Origin of the sequence: Streptococcus sp. AM43-2AT (assembly GCF_003603405.1) — a bacterium.
Classification (GTDB): Bacteria; Bacillota; Bacilli; order Lactobacillales; family Streptococcaceae; genus Streptococcus; species Streptococcus ilei.
This window is the reverse complement of sequence record NZ_QTND01000001.1, coordinates 597,575-612,110: the sequence shown is the minus strand read 5'-3', so window position 1 is coordinate 612,110 and position 14,536 is coordinate 597,575. Positions and strand designations below refer to the sequence as shown.

Below are 14,536 nucleotides of genomic sequence, written 5' to 3'. Positions count from 1 at the left end.
AGTATTAGCTTAATTTATGAGTATGAAAAAAAGGATCAAAAGATCCTTTTTTTCATACTAAGGCTAACAAGATAGTAAGTACCAGAGCGATTCCAATCCGAATGACATGATGGGCTAGATGGAAGTTTTCTTTGTGCTTGCCATTCCAATAGGCTCCATAGCAAATCAAGCTAACTCCGATCAGCCAAATGAATAAAGCAACAATTGGCAAAAGGAAGTAGAGGATGAGAGAGAAGGTCGCAAGGCCACTTCCGATGAGGAGAAATGTATTTCCTAGAGTGTGATTCCCTTTTTTAACTTCAGTAAGAGAAGCCAATAAGTGAAGAAGAGCAAAAGCAAGGGCTAAGAAGGCTGTAAAAAAGCCGAGAAGAATGGGGAGGAGCATAAGATTCCCTTTCTAACTAGAATAATAATATATTTTTATTTAGTTGTCATTTCCATGACGTCTAAATAAAAGCTAACAACTTCTTGCTCGTTATAAGATTTCCCTTTTTTCAACCACCAGGTCAAGGTTTCAATGAAGTTGGTGATGACAAAGTGTTTGAGGTAAGAAGTGGGGATCCTAGGATGGGATGTTTTTAAATCATCCGCCACCATCGGCAAGACATGGGTTTCTAATTCCTTATGGAGCTGACGGAGGAAGTAGTCATTTTTTGATAGGAGAAGGCTGGTTACATGATCTTTGTTTTTCCTGAAATGGAGAAAAATATGAGCCAAGTAATCTTCTGCCGAGACATGAGCTTCACGTTCAAACAAATGATGAAAGAGATAATGGCAGAGTTCGTCTAGCAAGAGTTCCTTGCTCGGGTAGTGGCTGTAAAAAGTAGAGCGACCAACATCCGCTAGGTCGATGATATCTTGGACAGTGGTTGCTTCGTAGCCTTTCTCATTTAATAGCTGTAAGAAGGCTGTATAGATGGATTTTTTTGTTTTGGTGATGCGACGGTCAATCTTTGTCATATAGACACTTTGAACAAAGTGTTCAGTATCTTACAAACTGAACAGAATGCTCCTATCCTTTCTTTCCATTGTAGGAGATAATAATAGTAAGGGAATGATTCTATTCCAATTATACCATATACCAGAGGAGGTAAAAAATTGAGTTCTAAATGTGCCATTTGGCTAGCCTTTCTCTTAAATTTTAGCTTTGCCATTATCGAATTTATCTTTGGTGGACTCTTTGGCTCCAGTGCTGTTCTCGCTGATTCTGTCCATGACTTGGGGGATGCTCTAGCCATTGGCCTCTCGGCCTTTCTAGAAACGATCTCCAATCGTCAAGAAGATAGTCGCTATACCCTAGGCTACAAGCGTTTTAGCTTATTAGGGGCTTTAGTAACGGCAGTCATTCTGATGACCGGGGCTGGTATGGTGATTTTAGAAAATGTAAGCAAGCTTTTCCACCCTCAGCCCGTCAATGACGAAGGGCTTCTTTGGTTGGGAATTATTGCTATCAGTGTCAATGTGCTGGCGAGTCTGGTCATTCGCAAGGGACAAACCAAGAATGAATCCATTCTCAGCCTGCATTTTTTGGAAGATACCTTGGGTTGGTTGGCCGTCATCCTGATGGCCATTGTCCTCCGATTTACTGACTGGTATATCCTAGATCCCCTCTTGTCTCTTGCTATTTCCTTCTTTATTCTGTCCAAAGCCATTCCACGTTTTTGGAGCACCGTTAAGATTTTCTTGGATGCTGTGCCAGAAGGGGTAGATATCAAGCAAGTTAAGAATGATTTAGAGCAGTTGGACCATGTCGCTAGTATCAATCAGCTTAATCTTTGGACCATGGATGGACTAGAGAAAAATGCTATTGTTCATGTTTGTCTCAAACGTATGGAGCAGATGGTGGTCTGTAAAGAAGAGATCCGTGCCTTGCTCAAAGAGAGGGGATTTCAAAATGTCACCATCGAAGTGGATGAAGACCTAGCAACTCACCGCGCCCACAAGCGAAATATCGAAGAGCTGGAAGCCAGTCAAAGTCATGGACATGATCACCACCACCATCACCATCATTAATGGAAATCGATCATTCCTTTGTTGAGGATATTTTAGAAATCATCGATTTAATATATTGACTCCTGATTCAAATTGTGATAGACTACTCATATTTATGAAAGGATCGAGTATATGTTACAACTACAACGTATTTCAAAAGTGTATTATACGGGGAATCAAGAGTTTCACGCTTTGAAGGATATCTCGATTCGTTTCCGTGAAAATGAGTTCGTCTCGATTCTCGGACAATCGGGTTCAGGGAAAACCACCCTCTTAAATATCATCGGTGGACTCGACCAATACACATCGGGTGATTTACTCATCCAAGGAAAATCAACCAAGCAATTTAAAGACCGCGATTGGGATAGCTACAGAAACCACACCATCGGATTCGTCTTCCAATCCTATAATCTGATTGGTCACCAAACGGCACTCTCAAACGTCGAGATTGCGATGACGCTCTCTGGCGTTTCTAAATCGGAACGTAAGAAGCGTGCCATCGAAGCACTTGAACGCGTTGGCCTAAAAGATCATTTATATAAGAAACCAAGCCAAATGTCTGGCGGACAAATGCAACGGATTGCGATTGCGCGTGCCCTTGTCAATAATCCTAAAGTCGTTTTAGCCGATGAGCCAACAGGAGCGCTCGATTCTGAGACTTCTGTTCAAATCATGGAGTTATTAAAAGACATCGCCAAGGAACGTCTAGTGATCATGGTGACGCATAACCCAGAACTGGCGAAAACCTACTCTACACGTATCGTACAAGTATTAGATGGAAATATCTTAAGCGACTCGAATCCATACGAACCAACCGAAGAACCCAAACAAGGCGACATTCATTTCACAAAGACAAAGATGAGCTTTCTGACGGCTTTGGCCCTTTCGTTTAATAACCTATTGACGAAAAAAGGTCGGACATTTCTGACTGCCTTTGCTGGTTCCATCGGGATTATCGGGATTGCCCTGATCTTGGCCCTCTCAAATGGTGTGAGCGACTATGTGAAAAAGGTGCAAGAAGACACTCTCGTCTCTTTGCCATTGACGATTAGCGAGCAGAACCAGAGTAATCTGATGGCAACCTCTCCAGACTTGAGTGAAAAGCCTTATAGGGATAAAAACGAACTCGGTGTCAATACGCTTTTAACGAATCTATTGAAAAAACAAATTGGGAAAAATGACCTCGCTTCCTTCAAAAACTACTTGGATAAACACGCTTCAGAAGTCGAACACCTTACAAAAGACATTCGTTACCAATACAATTTACAACCCTATATTTACGCCAGTGACACCTCCAACGGTCCAAAGAGCATTCTTCCGTCTAACCTCGCGGACGAAGTCGATACGGCCAACCAAACAATTAAAGGCTATTTGCAAAACATCGACTACTGGAGCCAACTGTCAAGCGACCAGGAGATGCTAAATGCGCAATATGATGTGCTAGAAGGTCGCCTTCCGAAGGATAAATCTGAAATCGTCCTGATCGTGGATGAAGAGAACCAAATCAGTGACCTTCTCCTTTATAGCTTACGCATCAAAGACCCTAGCGAATTAAACGATGCGAAGAAACTGGATGAACTCAAATCACAAACCTATCAGTATAGGGATTTCATTGGAAAAACTTTCAAAGCTGTTGTCAACACGAACCGCTTCGTTAAAGAAAACAACCAATGGATAAATAAAATTAACGACGAAGCCTATATGAAGACGCAAATCGAGAATGGCCTCGAGCTTAAAATTGTCGGCGTTCTTCGTCAGAAAGAAGGCACCAGTTCTGGGGTGAACTCTCCTTCTGGTGGGGTAGCTTATACAAGCGCCCTTATCGATGACACTTCTGAACAAATTCAAAACAGTGACATCGTGAAGGAGCAAGAAGCTAACCCAACTATCAATGTATTTACTGGAAAAGAATTTGCCAAAGATCCAAAACCATTCAATTCGGCTGATTTAACCGAAGAAGAAAAAATCCAGTTGGTCAAATTGACGCCTGAACAACAAGCACAATACATCCAACAATACAACGAAAACTCGGCTGCCACTTACGAGGAAAATCTCGCGAAATTGGGTGTCATCGACAAATCCAAACCGGCTGCCATCGAGTTCTACACCTCTTCCTTCCAACAAAAACAAGAGTTGAAGGACTTCATTAACGCCTATAACACGGCCAAAAAAGACGCCGGTGAAGACGATAAAGTGCTCTCCTACTCCGATGATATTCAAACCATCATGTCTTCGATTACGACAATGGTGGGCGTGATTACAACCGTACTTGTTGGTTTCGTAGCCATCTCGCTCATCGTATCATCAATTATGATTGCAATTATTACCTACATCTCGGTTCTCGAGCGTACCAAAGAAATCGGAATTCTACGTGCAATGGGGGCTTCGAAGAAAGACATCCGTCGCATCTTCACAGCCGAAACAGCCATCGAAGGATTTATCTCCGGGGTGCTCGGTATCGCCATTACACTCCTTGCGACGATTCCAATCAATGCAGTTGTTTCTAAAATGACCAACGTGGAAAACGTGGCACAATTACCATGGGAAGCAGCACTTATCCTCATCGGTATTTCGATTGTATTAACGATGTTGGCAGGTCTCATCCCTTCGCGCATCGCCGCGAAGAAAGACCCAGTGGAATCTTTGCGTAGCGAATAGAAGCCGTAATCCAAAAAGTGGATAGAAAAATGTTTCTTTATCCACTTTTTCATTTGTCATTTTGGAGAATATAACAAAACTCTTTCATCCCCAACCTGTCAATGATGAGGGAATCCTCTGGCTAGGAATTATTGCGGTTACGATCAATGTGCTAGCGAGTTTAGTGGTTTGTAATGGAAAAACAAAGAACGAGTCTATTCTTAGTCTGCATTTTCTGGAAGATACCCTTGGTTGGGTCGCCGTCATCCTGATGGCCATTGTCCTCCGATTTACGGATTGGTATATCTTAGATCCTCTCTTGTCTCTTGCTATCTCCTTCATTATTCTGTCCAAAGCTATTCCGCGTTTTTGGTCTACACTCAAGATTTTCTTGAATGCTGTGCCAGAAGGGGTAGATATTGAGCAAGTAACGAGTGATTTGGAGCAATTGGAGCATGTGGCCAGTGTGAATCAGCTTAATCTCTGGACCATGGATAGTTTGGAAAAAAACGCTATTGTCCATGTTTGTCTAAAAGAGATTGAACAGATGGAGAGTTGTAAAGAAGCCATACGTGGCTTGCTCAAAGATCGTGGCTTTCAAAACGTCACCATTGAGGTGGATGAAGACCTAGCAACTCACCGCGCCCACAAGCGCAATATCGAAGAGCTGGAAGCAGAAAGTGAGCAGGAACACCATCATTAAGGTTTGTTTTTAAACTCTTAGAGGCTTCTCTAGGAGTTTTTTTACACTAAACTCTCTAAAGTATGCCTTTTCGTGCTAAAATAGAACAAACGTGGAACAAGGAGTAATTATGAGTAAAAGAGCTGTGTTGATGATGACTTTTGGGTCGCCTGAAGAGATTACCTATGAAGGAGTAGCGGAGTTTTTCACGAATATCCGGCGTGGTGTTCGTCCTGAACCACATGAAATTCAGACTTTATATGACAATTACGTACGAATTGGCGGAACTCCACTCCAAAGGATAACTAGAAAAGAAGTGGATTTGGTTGCTTCTGCTCTTGGAGAACACGCATCAGTATACTTTGCTAATAAATTTTCCCGCCCTTTTATCACTGATGTAATCAAAGAGATGGAGAATGACGGAATTGAAGAATGTTTATGCTTGATTTTAGAGCCCCATTATTCTTACTATTCTGTCATGGGATATGAGAAATTTTTAGAAAGTGAGCAGATTAGGTTCCAAATTATCAAGGAGTGGTACCAAGAACCTTCACTTCTCCACTATTGGGCTGATGAGATTCGAAATATTTTAGATCAAATTAGAGATGACAGCTATAAGGTGATTTTTTCAGCTCATAGTGTCCCAGTTTTGGCACTTGATTTTGGCGATCCTTATATCGATCAGATTTATGACAATACTCGCTTGATTGTGGAAATTTTAGGCCTTGAAGAAGACCGGTATACCAATACATGGCAGAGTGAAAGTGATATTGGTATTCCTTGGATTAAGCCTGATGTCTTAGAATACCTTCGTGATGAGAAGGAACACCCTGACCACTATATTTTTGTCCCGATAGCTTTTATTAGTGAGCATATTGAGGTTCTTTTTGATAATGATGTGGAGTGTAAGGAGCTTTGTCATGAGCTTGGTGTGACCTATCACCGTCCTCCTATGCCAAATAGTGATACTCGATTGATTAAAGCCCTTCTTTCAACCATTCAGTCTCATATAGACGGTGACTATTGTTACTTTCAACCTCAACTAGAGACTTTTGATGAGTTGGAAGCTCCTTCAAACACAGGAAAGATTTTAGAAGAGTCAGAAGATATTCAGATGCCTGATTTCGTCAAAAAATTGATTGCTAAAAAAGGTCGAGAGAATGTCAAGATGCCATATCTAGTTAAGAAAATGCTAGAAAAGAAGTATGGGAAAAAATATGATTAAATGATGGAGCTTTAAAACAGGAAGTGGGCTAGAGCTCGATAAAAAGTGTATATTATAGGTAAGTAAGCAATAGAAAGTAGGTTGTTCCTATGAAGAAAACAGTTTATACAAAAGCTGGGCAAGTGGGCCTTGTAGAAGTGGAGCGTCCACACATAGAAGCACCAGATGATGTCATTCTCCGCATCGTTCGCACCTGTGTCTGTGGCTCTGATCTATGGAGCTACCGCAATCCAGATATTGAAGAGGGCCACCAAAATAGTGGTCACGAAGCCATTGGGATCGTCGAAGAAATCGGAGAAGCTATTACAACGGTGAAACCGGGTGACTTTGTGATTGCGCCTTTCACCCATGGCTGTGGGGAGTGTGATGCTTGTCGTGCTGGCTATGATGGGACCTGTGACCGCCATATTGGGACCAACTGGTCTGACGGGGTGCAAGCGGAGTACATGCGCTTCGACTATGCCAACTGGGCTCTCGTCAAAATCCCGGGGCAACCGTCTGATTATACCGAAGCCATGCTTAAATCCTTCTTGACGCTAGCAGATGTTATGCCGACGGGTTACCATGCGGCGCGTGTCGCAGATGTGAAACCAGGTGACAAAGTCGTGGTCATCGGGGATGGAGCTGTGGGTCAATGTGCTGTGATTGCTGCTAAGATGCGAGGAGCATCGCAAATTGTCCTCATGAGCCGTCACGAAGACCGCCAACAAATGGCTTTGGAAGTTGGTGCAACAGCTGTTGTAGCAGAGCGGGGTGAAGAAGGAATTGCCAAGGTTCGTGAAATCCTTGGAGGAGGAGCAGATGCCGCCCTCGAGTGTGTTGGTACTGCAGCAGCTGTCGATCAAGCCCTTGGGGTCCTTCACAATGGGGGGCGTTTAGGTTTTGTAGGTGTGCCTCACTATAATAATCGTGCGCTTGGATCAACCTTTGCCCAAAACATTTCCGTGGCAGGTGGAGCAGCCTCTGTCACTACCTATGACAAGCAGTTCTTGCTCAAGGCTGTCCTTGATGGCGACATCAATCCAGGACGCGTCTTCACCCATAGCTATAGCTTGGACGAAATTGATCAAGCCTATAAAGATATGGATGAACGCAAGACAATTAAGGCTATGATTGTGATTGAATAACGAAAAGAGAGTGGGACAGAAATCGGTAATTCGTTAGAATTCGATTTCGTTGTCCCACCTCCGCACAGTTGAGTAGGGCTGTAAAAGCTGATGAAATCAGCGTAGTAGAGCCCACTCAACCACTGAGTCTTGCTCGACAATCCAAAGACAATTGAGAGGCTAGGACTTTTGTCCCAGCCTCTTTTTAGTTAAATGAACTCTTATTTCAAATCTGACATCACTTGCTTCTTGGTGAAGGTGCGCTCTTGTTTGTTGGCAAGTGCCTTGATGCGTGCATCTAAAAGAATAGCACGGCCTTCAGCGCTTCGGGTATAGATGAGGTCATACTTACCTAAGCTTTTTCGAATCTGCTCAAGAAAGGCTTGCGCATCCTCTTTCCGTTTGTCAAAGAGGCTTGGTACAGCGAAATATTCTGTCTGATCGGACACTTTTTCCTGTGCTTTCAGGATGTAACGTTGATTTTCAATTGGTGCGAAAAATTCGATCATGGTTTGCGAAAAGAGTTCCTTCTCCCGCATGGTTCCGCCCTTCAAATAAATCAGCGTGTTGATAGCATCCTTTCTGTCTCGTACTACTTGGATGCGGGTTTCCTGTGTTTGAATCTGTCCCGAAAGAAGCAGGACTTTGTGAATAGCTTGGCCAAAGACTTCTAAGCGTTTGTAAGGACTCTTATAGAGATAGTAGCGAAGCCAAGCAAGGAGTGAGAGAACAGCTAAGAAGAAGAGAAGAATCAGAGAAGCTGAATTCCTTCCTCCTCTATGTGAATAGTAAATAAGGTTGGCGAAAGCATCGGTCAAAGCGCCGGCCGTAAGCCACCGTGCCAGCTTTCTAGCATCGAAAAATAGAGCCAGAGGTAGGAAGTGTTTGTCCACTTGGACCTCATTTGCAATCTCCATATTCTCTAAAATAGGAAGGGCTTTTTGCCAGCTATCTCTGAGTTCTTGACGATGGGTGGAGCGCTCTAAGGTCTCTTCATTCAGTTTTTCTAAGTGTTTTTTAGTATAGCGGATCTGATCAAAGGCCAAACGTTCAATGCCGGATTCGATGAAAGGTTCCTTGTAATGGAGGCCTAAAAATTGCTTCATCCGTCTCTCTAAGAGCTCTAAATCAGGACTATATTGTTTCAGCTGATCAGTGATAGCTTCAATTTCTTCCTTTTCAAGATCTGACTTTTCATACCATCTCTTTAGGGAAAGATTGATAGAGACTAAATGCCAGATATTACTGGTCTTATTTGGCTCTTCGGGCCACACTCGGATGGCACGACCTCGCATTTGATTACTGAGCATAAAACTCCCGACAAAGCTAGCTAGAATCAGGGAGTTGACACAAGGAGCATCCCAGCCTTCTCCTAGAAGAGACTTGGTTCCAATCACGACTTGGATGAGCCCCTCTTGGAAGAGTTGGGTTACAGCTGTCACTAAATCATGTTGAGAGCCAACCAAGCGAACCTTGAGAAAATCATCAGGGGATAATTGGCCGACACTTTGGTAAGTCAGCCGATTCGCTCCTAGAAGCTCTTCTAGTCTTGGCTTAGCAACTGTCGGGATGATGACGATACTACCTGTTAGGACAGCGATGGCAGGTGGAGTAGTTAGCTCTAGGCTTTCTCTGCGAATGGATTCAAAATACGAGAGCACTCCCAATTGAGTGAATTGGGCGTCCTTGTCCCCTAGATGAACTTCAAAGTCTTGACGAATGTAGTCTGTTAAGACCAGTTGGCGCAGTTGGCTTCCAAGAGCCTGATATTCTGCCTTGAAAATCTCTCGAACCGCATTGAGTTTTCCCAGGGATTGGTTCAGCAGGAGATCCTGTTTTTTGTTGCGGACCAGTTTGACTTGTTTTCGATCGATCAAGCTCGCTGCTTTTAATTCATGGAGGAGTTGCTTTTCGTATTCTTCTGGTAGATTGTACCAGTGAGGCACCTGAAAGAGCAGACCTTGCAGGAGAATTTCAAGCCAGTCTAGGGTGAAAGCAGGAAGTTTTTTTGCTCCTAGAAGATCCTGGAAACGTTGGGGAAAGGCGATTCCCTTGCTCCGAAGAAAGATCAGGGTAGCAGAGAGATACTTGGGCTCATTGAGCAATTCATCATCACTGATCTGACCAGATAAAGCTTGGCAGGTTTGCAGGTATTGACAAAAGAGGGGGTCTGAAGTCAGTTGCTGCAAGAGGGCATTCTTTTGTTGGCTAAAGGCATCCAACTGAGCCTGCTCTTCCTTGGTTGGAAAGGCAAAGTAGACATAGTCTTGATGGGGACAAAGGGTCTCTTCCTTGACCAATTCGGGAACCGTAATTTCCTCATCAATCTCGCCACACATGCGGATATAGCGTTCCCAAAGGGCAGGGTCCCCTTCATAGGGAGGGGTAGCAGTGAGGGAGATCATCTTTAAGTCAGGGAAGGCTTGACGAAAGGCTTCCAAGCTCTTCCACCATTCATTGCGAAGGTGGTGACATTCATCCAAACAAAGGGTCCCGAGTGAAATCGTTTTAAAGGTAGAAAAAATATCAAAGCCTTTAAAATCAAAGGTTTCAATCTCTGCCTGGTCATCGGTATCCTCAACTTGTGATTGGCCGACGATTTGATTCATGGCACTGTGTAGGGCCTGATAGGTAGCCACTGTAATCAGCTTAGGATGTTTGAGGTCCTGAGAAATCAATTGCTCCGCTTGGCTTTCATTCGTCAAGAAGGCCTGGACAATCCGATCGACCCATTGTTGACGAATCGTGACCGTAGGTGCCAAAATCAAGGTTGGCTGGCCAAAGCGCCGGATAAATTCGATACCTAAGGTTGTTTTTCCAGAGCCAGGAGCCGCTACCAAATGTAGGTGCCCATCCGCCATAAAAGTGTCACTCTTATCGAGAACGCGTTTTTGATAGTGTCTCCATTGACCTGTAAAAGCTAGTTCTTGTAACATTGGTTTCCTCCCTTGTACTGTCCCCATTATATCATAGTTGAAGGTATTCAGTTAAGAAGGGGAGTTGCCATGGAAGGGAAATCGTCCTTTTCGCTATCTCTTCTTGACACCGGCTAGATGGACTTATATAATGTTACAAACAAGTTTGGAGGTAGCTGATGATCCATAAACATGAAATTCCTATTTTAGAGTTTGACGACAACCCACAGGCAGTCATTATGCCGACTCATGAGGGGTTAGACCTGCATTTGCCTGAAAAATGCGTTTATGCTTTCTTAGAGGATGAGATTGATCGCTTTGCCAAAGCTGCTGGGGCCAAACAAGTAGCTTCTTTTATCTCAGCTACCAAGACCTATCCAGTTTATGTCATGGAGCACCAAGGAGAGGAAATCTGCTTGGCCCAAGCGCCGGTTGGATCTGCACCTGCTGCCCAATTCATGGATTGGTTGATTGGCTATGGGGTGAAGAAGATGATTTCGGCAGGTAGCTGTGGCGTCTTGGTGGACATGGAAGAAAATGCCTTTTTAATCCCGACCAAGGCCTTGCGAGATGAGGGAGCTAGTTACCATTATGTGGCACCCTCCCGTTATATCGAAGTGGATAGTCGAGCACTGACTGCCATTGAAAGGGTCCTAAAACAAGCGTCCATTCCCTATCAAGAGGTCATGACTTGGACGACGGACGGCTTTTATAGAGAAACGCCTGACAAGGTAGCCTATCGCATTGAAGAAGGGTGTAGCGTTGTGGAGATGGAGTGCGCCTCATTGGCAGCAGTAGCCCAGCTTCGTGATGCGGTTTGGGGCTTGCTCCTATTTACCGCAGATTCTCTTGCAGACCTGGAAAATTATGACCAGCGTGATTGGGGATCTGAAGCATTCGATAAAGCCTTAGAATTGTGCCTAGAAATGGTTCATCACTTGTAGGTCTATTCACTTTTTATGGTACAATGAAGCTATGTTAGTCAAATTATTTTTTAAACAATGGCAGTCCAAGATGAAAAGTCTGTCTCCAGCAAGGAGGATCTTTTTCAGCTTTTTCTTGGTTATCTTAATTGGCTCCCTCTTATTGAGTCTGCCTTTTGTCCAGCAAGCAAGCTCAACAGCAGGTTATGTCGACCACCTTTTTACTGCAGTCTCCATGGTCTGTGTGACAGGGCTCTTTACCCAATCAGTAGCCTCTACCTACAATGCCTGGGGGCAGTTAATCTGTATGCTCTTGATTCAGATCGGTGGCCTGGGAATCTTGACCTTTATCGGACTTTTCTTTATGGAAAGTCGTCAAAAGCTCAGCTACAAGGACCGACAGACCATCCGGGACAGCTTTAGCTTTAGCAATAACCAGAGCTTGGCCCGTTTTGTCCGTTCTATTTTCATAACCACCTTTACCATCGAAGGACTGGGGGCCTTGCTCCTCATGATTCGCTTCATTCCTCGCTTCGGCTGGGGGCATGGAATCTTTAACTCCATCTTTGTCGCGATTTCAGCTTTTTGTAATGCGGGCTTCGATAATTTTGGGGGCGATAGTATGATGAGTTTCCAGACCGATTGGCTGGTGAACCTGACCTTGTCTGCCCTAATTATCACAGGCGGTTTGGGCTTTATGGTTTGGTTTGACCTCGCTACCAAGGCCCGCAATCAATCCGGACGGCGGACTCTTCGCTTCCATACCAAGGTGGTTCTCTGGTTAACAGCTGCGATCCTCCTCTTTGGGACAGTAACCAGTCTCTTGACCGAGTTTGATAATCCGGCATCCATTGGGTCCCTCCCCTTAGGAGAGAAAATTTTAGTCAGCTTTTTCCAAACCGTCAGCATGCGGACAGCTGGTTTTGCTTCCTTAGATTATACAGCAGTCCGGCCAGTGACGCTCTTCGTCTATCTCTTGCAGATGTTTTTAGGTGGAGCACCAGGTGGGACAGCAGGGGGCATGAAGATCACAACCTTCCTGGTCCTCTTGCTCCTGGCTCGGAAGGAACTATTGGGGCTACCACATACCAATTTAGGAAAACGTACGATTTCACCAGACATTGTTCAACGTTCCTTTGGGACAGCGGTGATTTTCCAGTTGACCTTCTTAGTGGGGCTATTAGGAATCTGTTTGGTGACGCCGGATGGCCAACGCTTTATTTATTTGGTCTTTGAGGTGGTATCCGCTCTAGCGACAGTGGGAGTGACCGCCAATGTAACCTCAACCTTAAATGGAGCTGGACTAGGCATTATCATGGTCCTCATGTTTATCGGACGGATTGGTCCTTTGACCCTCATGGTTAGCTTGAACAATTACCAAGCCAAGAAAGCAGATACCTTGCAGTATGCCAAGGCAGACATCATTATCGGATAGGAGAAACTTATGGAGAATCGAACCATTGGAATTTTAGGATTAGGAATTTTTGGACAGAGTGTCCTGAAAACCCTACAGGACCAGGATGTGGATATTATTGCAATTGATGATCACGAAGATGTGATTAATCAGTATGAATCCATGATTACAACTGGAATTGTTGGAGACATTACGGAGTTGGACCTCTTGGATGCAGCAGATATTGGGAACTGTGACACAGTCGTGATCGCGACGGGTGAAAACCTGGAGTCCAGTGTGCTGGCTGTTATGCACTGTAAGTCACTTGGCGTCGAGCATGTCATTGCCAAGGTCAAGAATGAAGTGACCAAGGAAGTCCTTGAGAAAATTGGGGCTGATTTGGTCATCCTACCAGAGGTGGAAGCGGGAATGTCCCTAGCCAAGATGATTCTCTTCCAACATGGGATTGAAGTTTTCCAGTTGGATGAAGAAGTGGTGGTGGTCGAGTTTACGGTTCCAGCTAGCTGGGTAGGAAAAAGCATCCAAGACTTGGAAATCAGAGACCAATATCAACTCAATATTATTGGCTATCGAGATGCGGAAGACCAGCCTTTGCGAAGTCAGATTGGTCCCGACTTTATCTGGCCAGAAGGGGTGCGCGTGATGGCGGTGACAGACAACCAATATCTGGATAGAATCCAAGACCTCTTAGAAGAATAGAAATATAGAAACGGCCAAATGGTCGTTTTTTACTGATATGATTTTATTACTAACTAAGAATTAAAGTTTCTTTAAGCATATTCTACTATAGTAGAACTATCAAAAACACTTCCATTATGGGAATAGAAGGATGAATGATGAAAATTTTAAAGTTGATACGACCTGAAAAGCCTTTAAAAGAGCTTAAGTGGTTTGATATCGCTATTGTGACTGCGATCATGTTTGGGCAGTTTATTGTATGGTCTACAGAACTCTTCCTTGCCAGTCTTCAACCAGTTGCTCAAACGGTGACCAGTGTAGCAGAAACGACGACTGAAACAGCTAGGGATGGGGCAGCATACTCGAGCAACTTTACCCTGCAGATCATCTTATTAACTCTCGCCTTTGCCTACTTACTTCTCCGGAATTTTGATTTTAAACAGCTACCGATTCGTTTTAAATGGTCCGTCCTCTTTTGGGTACCTTTGATCTTTGCCATTGTTGGGCTATTTGGGGATATCGTGACAACGGTGAGTGGAGAGTATGATTACTTCAATATCAATCTCCTCGCTTATATCGATCCCATGCAGATTATCCACAAGTTCTTAGCGCTTAGTCCCATGACAATTGCCTATGCCTTGCTCAATGGCTTCTACGAAGAGTTCTTCTTCTTGGGAGTCATGACATCTGTTAATGACAAGTACAAGTGGTTGGCGCTAGCTTATTCGATCTTGATTCGGATCTCCTTCCATACCTATCAAGGTTTGCTTTGGGCAGTGGTTATTGGAGTTATTTATGGACTCTTCTACTATGTTCTCTACAAGAAGGTGATCAAAAACCTCTTACCTTTCTTCCTCATGCATGCTTTGGCCGATATGTTTGGCTCTAGCATACTCTATCTTTTAATCAACTGGGGAACTTAATAACATAGTTGAAAAACTGGACGTTTTGTCCGGTTTCATAT

At 43.9% G+C, this 14,536-nt stretch carries 11 protein-coding genes and 1 pseudogene; 9 read left to right on the top strand and 3 right to left on the bottom strand.

The genetic code is table 11. The features are described from left to right. Positions 1–52: 52 nt before the first annotated feature. Together DW930_RS03050 and DW930_RS03045 are read right to left on the bottom strand one after the other, a co-directional pair. A complete protein-coding gene (locus tag DW930_RS03050) occupies positions 53–385 on the bottom strand; it encodes a glucuronide permease (RefSeq protein WP_120702043.1) in 333 nt (110 codons plus the stop codon). A gap of 35 nt (positions 386–420) precedes the next feature. Further along, the gene (locus DW930_RS03045) at positions 421–960 is read right to left on the bottom strand and encodes a TetR/AcrR family transcriptional regulator (RefSeq protein WP_120702042.1); all 540 of its coding nucleotides are present in this window, start codon (positions 958–960) and stop codon (positions 421–423) included. Between the two features lie 138 nt (positions 961–1,098). Here DW930_RS03045 and DW930_RS03040 point away from each other — a divergent pair, with 138 nt between their 5' ends. The 5 genes and pseudogenes from DW930_RS03040 to DW930_RS03020 all read left to right on the top strand — a co-directional run bounded on the left by DW930_RS03040 (position 1,099) and on the right by DW930_RS03020 (position 7,663). Further along, on the top strand, positions 1,099–2,013 hold the full coding sequence (locus DW930_RS03040) for a cation diffusion facilitator family transporter (RefSeq protein ID WP_120702041.1): 915 nt from the start codon (positions 1,099–1,101) through the stop codon (positions 2,011–2,013). Positions 2,014–2,124: 111 nt separating this feature from the next. After that, positions 2,125–4,650 (top strand): ABC transporter ATP-binding protein/permease, encoded by a 2,526-nt coding sequence (locus DW930_RS03035; RefSeq protein ID WP_123159287.1) that lies wholly within the window; start codon positions 2,125–2,127, stop codon positions 4,648–4,650. A 55-nt stretch (positions 4,651–4,705) separates the two neighbouring features. Beyond that, positions 4,706–5,332: pseudogene (locus DW930_RS03030) on the top strand (cation diffusion facilitator family transporter); the annotation flags it as partial. A 109-nt stretch (positions 5,333–5,441) separates the two neighbouring features. Beyond that, positions 5,442–6,536 (top strand): ferrochelatase, encoded by a 1,095-nt coding sequence (gene hemH, locus DW930_RS03025; protein ID WP_123159286.1) that lies wholly within the window; start codon positions 5,442–5,444, stop codon positions 6,534–6,536. Between the two features lie 89 nt (positions 6,537–6,625). Next, positions 6,626–7,663: an alcohol dehydrogenase catalytic domain-containing protein gene (locus DW930_RS03020; protein WP_123159285.1), complete on the top strand. Its 1,038-nt coding sequence runs from the start codon at positions 6,626–6,628 to the stop codon at positions 7,661–7,663. 200 nt (positions 7,664–7,863) lie between these two features. Here the strand turns inward: DW930_RS03020 and DW930_RS03010 are convergent, their stop codons facing one another. Next, a complete protein-coding gene (locus DW930_RS03010) occupies positions 7,864–10,578 on the bottom strand; it encodes a DEAD/DEAH box helicase family protein (RefSeq protein ID WP_120702038.1) in 2,715 nt (904 codons plus the stop codon). A 158-nt stretch (positions 10,579–10,736) separates the two neighbouring features. Between DW930_RS03010 and DW930_RS03005 the strand changes: the two genes are divergently transcribed. From DW930_RS03005 to DW930_RS02990, 4 genes are all read left to right on the top strand, one after another. After that, the gene (locus DW930_RS03005; protein WP_120702037.1) at positions 10,737–11,501 is read left to right on the top strand and encodes a nucleoside phosphorylase; all 765 of its coding nucleotides are present in this window, start codon (positions 10,737–10,739) and stop codon (positions 11,499–11,501) included. A gap of 31 nt (positions 11,502–11,532) precedes the next feature. Next, positions 11,533–12,915: a potassium transporter TrkG gene (locus tag DW930_RS03000; protein WP_120702036.1), complete on the top strand. Its 1,383-nt coding sequence runs from the start codon at positions 11,533–11,535 to the stop codon at positions 12,913–12,915. 9 nt (positions 12,916–12,924) lie between these two features. Then, complete coding sequence (locus DW930_RS02995; protein WP_120702035.1) at positions 12,925–13,593, top strand: TrkA family potassium uptake protein; 669 nt, start codon at positions 12,925–12,927, stop codon at positions 13,591–13,593. 137 nt (positions 13,594–13,730) lie between these two features. After that, on the top strand, positions 13,731–14,495 hold the full coding sequence (locus tag DW930_RS02990; RefSeq protein ID WP_120702034.1) for a CPBP family intramembrane glutamic endopeptidase: 765 nt from the start codon (positions 13,731–13,733) through the stop codon (positions 14,493–14,495). The last annotated feature ends 41 nt before the right edge of the window (positions 14,496–14,536 follow it).

Bases quoted from the DNA above. Each gene is read 5' to 3' on its own strand.
- DW930_RS03050 (WP_120702043.1), bottom strand. From the start codon at position 385: ATGCTCCTCCCCATTCTTCTCGGCTTTTTTACAGCCTTCTTAGCCCTT.
- DW930_RS03045 (WP_120702042.1), bottom strand. From the start codon at position 960: ATGACAAAGATTGACCGTCGCATCACCAAAACAAAAAAATCCATCTAT.
- DW930_RS03035 (WP_123159287.1), top strand. From the start codon at position 2,125: ATGTTACAACTACAACGTATTTCAAAAGTGTATTATACGGGGAATCAA.
- hemH (WP_123159286.1), top strand. From the start codon at position 5,442: ATGAGTAAAAGAGCTGTGTTGATGATGACTTTTGGGTCGCCTGAAGAG.
- DW930_RS03020 (WP_123159285.1), top strand. From the start codon at position 6,626: ATGAAGAAAACAGTTTATACAAAAGCTGGGCAAGTGGGCCTTGTAGAA.
- DW930_RS03010 (WP_120702038.1), bottom strand. From the start codon at position 10,578: ATGTTACAAGAACTAGCTTTTACAGGTCAATGGAGACACTATCAAAAA.
- DW930_RS03005 (WP_120702037.1), top strand. From the start codon at position 10,737: ATGATCCATAAACATGAAATTCCTATTTTAGAGTTTGACGACAACCCA.
- DW930_RS03000 (WP_120702036.1), top strand. From the start codon at position 11,533: ATGTTAGTCAAATTATTTTTTAAACAATGGCAGTCCAAGATGAAAAGT.
- DW930_RS02995 (WP_120702035.1), top strand. From the start codon at position 12,925: ATGGAGAATCGAACCATTGGAATTTTAGGATTAGGAATTTTTGGACAG.
- DW930_RS02990 (WP_120702034.1), top strand. From the start codon at position 13,731: ATGAAAATTTTAAAGTTGATACGACCTGAAAAGCCTTTAAAAGAGCTT.